Source organism: Methylobacterium sp. J-001 (assembly GCF_022829565.1).
GTDB lineage: Bacteria > Pseudomonadota > Alphaproteobacteria > Rhizobiales > Beijerinckiaceae > Methylobacterium.
This window is the reverse complement of sequence record NZ_JAKSYN010000152.1, coordinates 1-4893: the sequence shown is the minus strand read 5'-3', so window position 1 is coordinate 4893 and position 4893 is coordinate 1. Positions and strand designations below refer to the sequence as shown.

At 67.4% G+C, this 4893-nt stretch carries 5 protein-coding genes; 3 read left to right on the top strand and 2 right to left on the bottom strand.

Annotated elements, in window-relative coordinates; translation table 11 throughout:
* Positions 1-353: 353 nt before the first annotated feature.
* A complete protein-coding gene (locus MKK65_RS19600; protein ID WP_243959859.1) occupies positions 354-533 on the bottom strand; it encodes a hypothetical protein in 180 nt (59 codons plus the stop codon).
* A 380-nt stretch (positions 534-913) separates the two neighbouring features.
* Between MKK65_RS19600 and MKK65_RS19595 the strand changes: the two genes are divergently transcribed.
* From MKK65_RS19595 to MKK65_RS19580, 3 genes are all read left to right on the top strand, one after another.
* Positions 914-1072 carry a hypothetical protein gene (locus tag MKK65_RS19595; RefSeq protein WP_243959858.1) on the top strand — a complete coding sequence of 53 codons (159 nt, stop codon included), beginning with the start codon at positions 914-916 and terminating at the stop codon, positions 1070-1072.
* A gap of 692 nt (positions 1073-1764) precedes the next feature.
* Positions 1765-1920, top strand: a complete 156-nt coding sequence (locus MKK65_RS19585) for a hypothetical protein (RefSeq protein WP_243959856.1) — start codon at positions 1765-1767, stop codon at positions 1918-1920.
* 78 nt (positions 1921-1998) lie between these two features.
* Positions 1999-4317, top strand: a complete 2319-nt coding sequence (locus tag MKK65_RS19580; RefSeq protein ID WP_243959855.1) for a Tex family protein — start codon at positions 1999-2001, stop codon at positions 4315-4317.
* Positions 4318-4384: 67 nt separating this feature from the next.
* Here the strand turns inward: MKK65_RS19580 and MKK65_RS19575 are convergent.
* Positions 4385-4893 (bottom strand): flagellin (locus tag MKK65_RS19575; RefSeq protein WP_279596862.1); only part of this gene is annotated, 509 nt, incomplete at its 5' end.

The following is a 4893-nucleotide window of genomic DNA, read 5'->3' as shown; positions in this document are numbered from 1 at the left end:
GCGCAGACCGTCAGCGTCAAAGTCTGACCGCAGCGGTACCGGAGCAGCCATGACATCCCCCTCGGGCTCCAAACCCAAAGACAGAATCACCCCTCAGCCGCCGAGGCTACCCCGTGAGTCCCACTTAACGAGGGTTGGTATTAGTTGCCGGTTACAGCTTGAGCATCCTGAACGTTCCGGTTGGTCAGGCCGACCTCACCGCGGATCTCATGGGCGACAAGTACGCGCCGAGCCTCAATGGTGGCCTATCCGGCCCGGCCGGCTGGTTCTTCCAGGGCTCCGGCAGCGCCCGTTCCCAGGGGCGTTTCTCGGCCAACGGCACGGTCCTCGGCCGATTTTCGGATCGACGGCCGCTACGGTGCGATGCCGGTCCTGGTGCGTGTCGTCCTAGAGTTCGGGACCGTCCGCAGGGCCGAGGTCGAGCCGACACCGATGCCGAAGTCCGGAAGGGTGCCAGTCATGGCGGCTGACACGCGGGGCGTCACCGATCCGATCGGTATGCTGGCGGTGCCGGTGGAGTCCGAGCCACTCATGCCATCCCTGTGAGAGCGCCGCATCCCGGTCTTCGACGAAGCGGTACGAGCCGATCTCGTACTGTCGCGCGGCGCAGTGGTGGCGGTCACCGCCGGCCTGTACCTCGGCCCGGCGCTGGATTGCCGAATCCGCTGGGTTCCGATCGTGGGGCAGCGCGCGAAGGGCTCGGCCGTGCGGCGGATGGTCGGGAACGACGACCTACGTGTACGCCTTGCCCATGTCCCAGAGGCCGTCTGCTGCTGCCGCTCGCAATCGGGATGGGCACCAGTTGGGGGGCGGCTCGGATCAACGCGACGGCCTGGGGCATCTCTCACGCCGCGTCCGTCAGGCGCGATTAACCATCGGCTCCTAGAGTCGGTCGGGTCAAACGGAGTTCTCCATGACCTTGCTGCTCGCTTTGCTGCTGTTGCCCCTCGCGATCGCTATCGTGCTGGCCCGCGGCGAGCCCGTGCGCACCATCAGCTGCCTCGGTGCCATGGGCGTCGGCTGCTTCATCGCCTGCTGGAGCGTGATGGGGCTGCTGCGTCACCGGGCCTGAGCCGAGACGTCTCATAGGAAACCGCCGGCGCGGGGGACACCGGCGAGGTTTCGCCCGGCCCGCGCCACGAGCTTTGCGAAGGCCATCGCGGCCGCGGTCGCCTGTGCCTGTGACGGAAAATCGCGCCGGGACGCGATCACAGTGTCCTCGGTCTCGTTCACCAAAACCCAGGACCAATGCGACCGGTTGCTAGCGCGAATCTCGAAGCGCACGGGCTGCCCGCCGATTCACAACGTACCGTGGACCACTGAAGCACGGACTGGTGACAGGGCGATGAAGGCAGGCAGCTCAGCGCGGATCCTGCACGTGCAAGCCCACAGATATCGCTAGCCCAACGCGCCCGGGGTTCGTCTGAATCCGTACATATACGTGTTCGCCGCACCTCTTCCCTTGACCGGAGTTAGCCGAAGGCGTTCGATCCGATTGCGTCGGCCAGCGAACTCATCGCTCCGCTTCGCCGCCTCCGCACTTCGCCGCTCGGCCGTCGCCCCGGTGCCTGCATCCTGCTGGCGTTCGGTTCGGCCGTATCGCACGCCCCTCACCTGTTGCACGGATTCGGCGGCCGTTCGCACGGCATCGCTCACCGGGCGACGAAGCGGATCGAATCGATGGCGGACGGCAGCGGATCCTCGGCAGCACGGTCATACCGAACCCTTCAGAATCTCGCCGGGACGCTGGGATGCTCGACGGAGGTGTTCTTCGGCGACACGGCTCCCCACATCTTCGCTGACGCCGAGGAATTGCTCCGTCTGTGGCTCGCACTCGAGAATTCGTCGGAGAGGCTGCGCGTTCTCGATTTCGTCCGGGCCGTCAAATCCGCCGCCGATCCGAAGTGCGGCGACGCCTGAGAGGCCCTTTCCCGGCATCTTGCATCCGATCGTGTGGCGGCTATGGCAAGGCCCCGCCCATCGCTTGCCGGAGCCTGCATGACATCCGTGAACGCGCTGATCGCCGGTGAACTTGGCGTCGGGGAGGCGCAGGTCGCTGCCGCAGTGTCACTGCTCGATGGCGGTGCCACAGTCCCGTTCATCGCCCGCTACCGCAAGGAGAACACCGGCGGCCTGGACGACGCGCAGTTGCGCAAGCTCGATGAGCGGCTCGGCTATCTGCGGGACCTCACCGATCGCCGCACCACCATCGTCGAGAGCATCCGCGCCCAAGGAAAGCTGACGCCGTCGCTCGCCACCGCCCTCGCTGCCGCCGACACCAAGGCGCGGCTGGAGGATCTCTATCTGCCCTTTCGGCCGAAGCGGCGCTCGAAGGCCCAGACCGCCCGGGAGGCCGGGCTCGAGCCCTTGGCCAAGGCGCTGCTGGCTCAGCCGGAGATCGCACCAGAGCGGGCCGCGGCGCCGTTCGTCGCGGCCGATAAGGGCATCGTCGACGTCGAGACGGCCCTGGAGGGCGCCAAGGCGATCCTGATCGAGCACGTCGCCGAGGATGCCGATCTGATCGGCCGATTGCGCGCGGACTTCTGGCGTAGCGGTCAATTGGCCTCGAAGATCCGCACGGGTAAGGACGCCGAGGGCGCAAAATTCTCGGATTACTTCGAATGGACGGAGCGGCTGGAGCGGATGCCTTCGCATCGGATCCTGGCGATCCTTCGCGGGGAACGCGAAGGCATCCTCGATGTCGATCTCACCGCCGAAGGCGACGAGTCGGTGCCTGGAAAGCCCGGACTCTTCGAAACCGCGATCTGCAGCCGGCATCGCATCGCCGCGCGGGGCCGGCCGGGGGATGCCTGGCTGATGGAAGTCGTGCGCACCGCCTGGCGGACCAAGATCCGGACCGGGATCAAGCAGGACCTGCGCACCCGGCTGTTCGAGCGCGCCGAGGACGAGGCCGTCAAAGTCTTCGCCGGCAACCTGAAGGACCTGCTGCTCGCCGCCCCCGCAGGTGGACGGGCGACGCTGGGGCTCGATCCCGGCTACCGGAATGGCGTGAAGGTCGCGGTGGCCGATTCGACCGGCCGGATCGTGGCCGTGGAGACCACCTATCCGCATGAGCCGCAGCGGCGCTGGAAGGAGGCTGTGGCGAGCCTCGGCCGCCTCTGTCGCCAGCACCGGGTCGAGTTGATCGCCATCGGCAACGGCACCGCGTCGCGGGAGACCGAGCGGCTGGCAGCCGAGATCGTGGCAGCCAATCCCGACCTGACGCTCGCGAAGGTCACGGTCTCGGAGGCCGGCGCCTCGGTCTACTCGGCCTCGGAGATCGCGTCGCGGGAGCTGCCCGACCTCGACGTATCTCATCGCGGCGCCGCCTCGATCGCCCGGCGGCTGCAGGACCCGCTCGCCGAGCTCGTGAAGATCGATCCGAAATCGATCGGGGTCGGGCAGTACCAGCACGATGTCAGCGAGACGAAGCTGTCGCGCCAGCTCTCGGCGGTGGTCGAGGACGCGGTGAACGCGGTGGGCGTCGACGTGAACACCGCGTCCCCGGCCCTGCTGGCCCAGGTCTCCGGCCTCGGCGCATCGATGGCCGACCGGATCGTCGCGCACAGGGACGCGAACGGTCCGTTCCGGACGCGGACGGCGCTCAAGAAGGTGCAGGGCCTCGGTCCGAAGACCTTCGAGCTGGCAGCCGGCTTCCTGCGCATCCGGGACGGCGACGACCCGCTCGACGCCTCCGGGGTCCATCCGGAATCCTATCCCGTCGTGCGGCGGATCCTGCAGGCGACCAAGAGCGACATCCGCGTGCTGCTCGGCAACACGACGACCCTGAGCCAACTTTCGCCCGAGGCATTCGCCGATACGCGCTTCGGACCGCCGACCGTGCGGGACATCATCGCCGAGCTGGAGAAACCCGGCCGCGATCCGCGCCCGGCCTTCAAGACGGCGAGCTTCCAGGAGGGCGTCGAGACCATCGGCGATCTCCGGCCTGGTATGCAGCTTGAAGGCGTGGTCACCAACGTCGCGGCGTTCGGCGCCTTCGTGGATATCGGCGTCCATCAGGACGGCCTCGTCCACATTTCCGCGATGGCGCGCCGGCGCATCGCCTCGCCGGCCGAGGTGGTCCGGACCGGGGAGGTCATCCGGGTCCTGGTGCTCAGCGTCGATGCCCCGCGCAAGCGGATCGCCCTGTCGATGCGCCTGGACGACCCGATCGAGCCGGGGTCGCAAGCGCGGCGCGGCAGCGAGCCTTCGCCCGACCCACGGCGGATGCAATCCAAGCCGATACCGGACACCGGTGGCGGTGCCCTGGCCGACGCCCTCCGGAGAGCCGGGGCCTCCCCATCCAAGAGAAACTGAACGGGCGGCACACATAGAAACGGCCGGGGTTTCGCCCCGGCCGTTTGCGTTTCGCGGCGCCTGACGCTTAGTGCAGCAGCTGCAGGATGCCCTGCTGGGCCTGGTTCGCCAGCGACAGGGCCGAGATGCCCAGCGATTGGCGGGTCGACAGGGCCTGCGAGTTCGCAGCCTCCTGGTTTAGATCCGCCGCCGTCAGGTTCGACGCGCCGGTGTCGAGCACGTTGATCAGGTTCTTGCTGAAGTCCTGGCGGTTCTGCACCACCGAGAGGTTCGAGCCGAAGGTCGAAGCGTCGGTACGCAGCTGGCTGGAGGCAGTCGTGAGCTTGTTCAGGGTGGTGTTGATGTCGCCGTTGAGAAGGAAGCTGCCCTGCCCGACCGTCGAGGTCTTGGCCGAGGTGCTGGTGATCGAGGTCAGGCCGAGGCCGCTCGAGGTCTCGTCGGTCGCTGAGACCGTGAGGTTCGAGTTGCCCTTCGGGTTGAACTTGATCGTCAGGTTGTTGTTGTCGCCCTTGCCGTTGATCAGGTTCGTGCCGTTGAAGCTCGAATCGCCGGCGAGCTGATCGATCTGGGTCAGCA

Bases quoted from the DNA above. Each gene is read 5' to 3' on its own strand.
- MKK65_RS19600 (WP_243959859.1), bottom strand. From the start codon at position 533: ATGAGTGGCTCGGACTCCACCGGCACCGCCAGCATACCGATCGGATCG.
- MKK65_RS19595 (WP_243959858.1), top strand. From the start codon at position 914: ATGACCTTGCTGCTCGCTTTGCTGCTGTTGCCCCTCGCGATCGCTATC.
- MKK65_RS19580 (WP_243959855.1), top strand. From the start codon at position 1,999: ATGACATCCGTGAACGCGCTGATCGCCGGTGAACTTGGCGTCGGGGAG.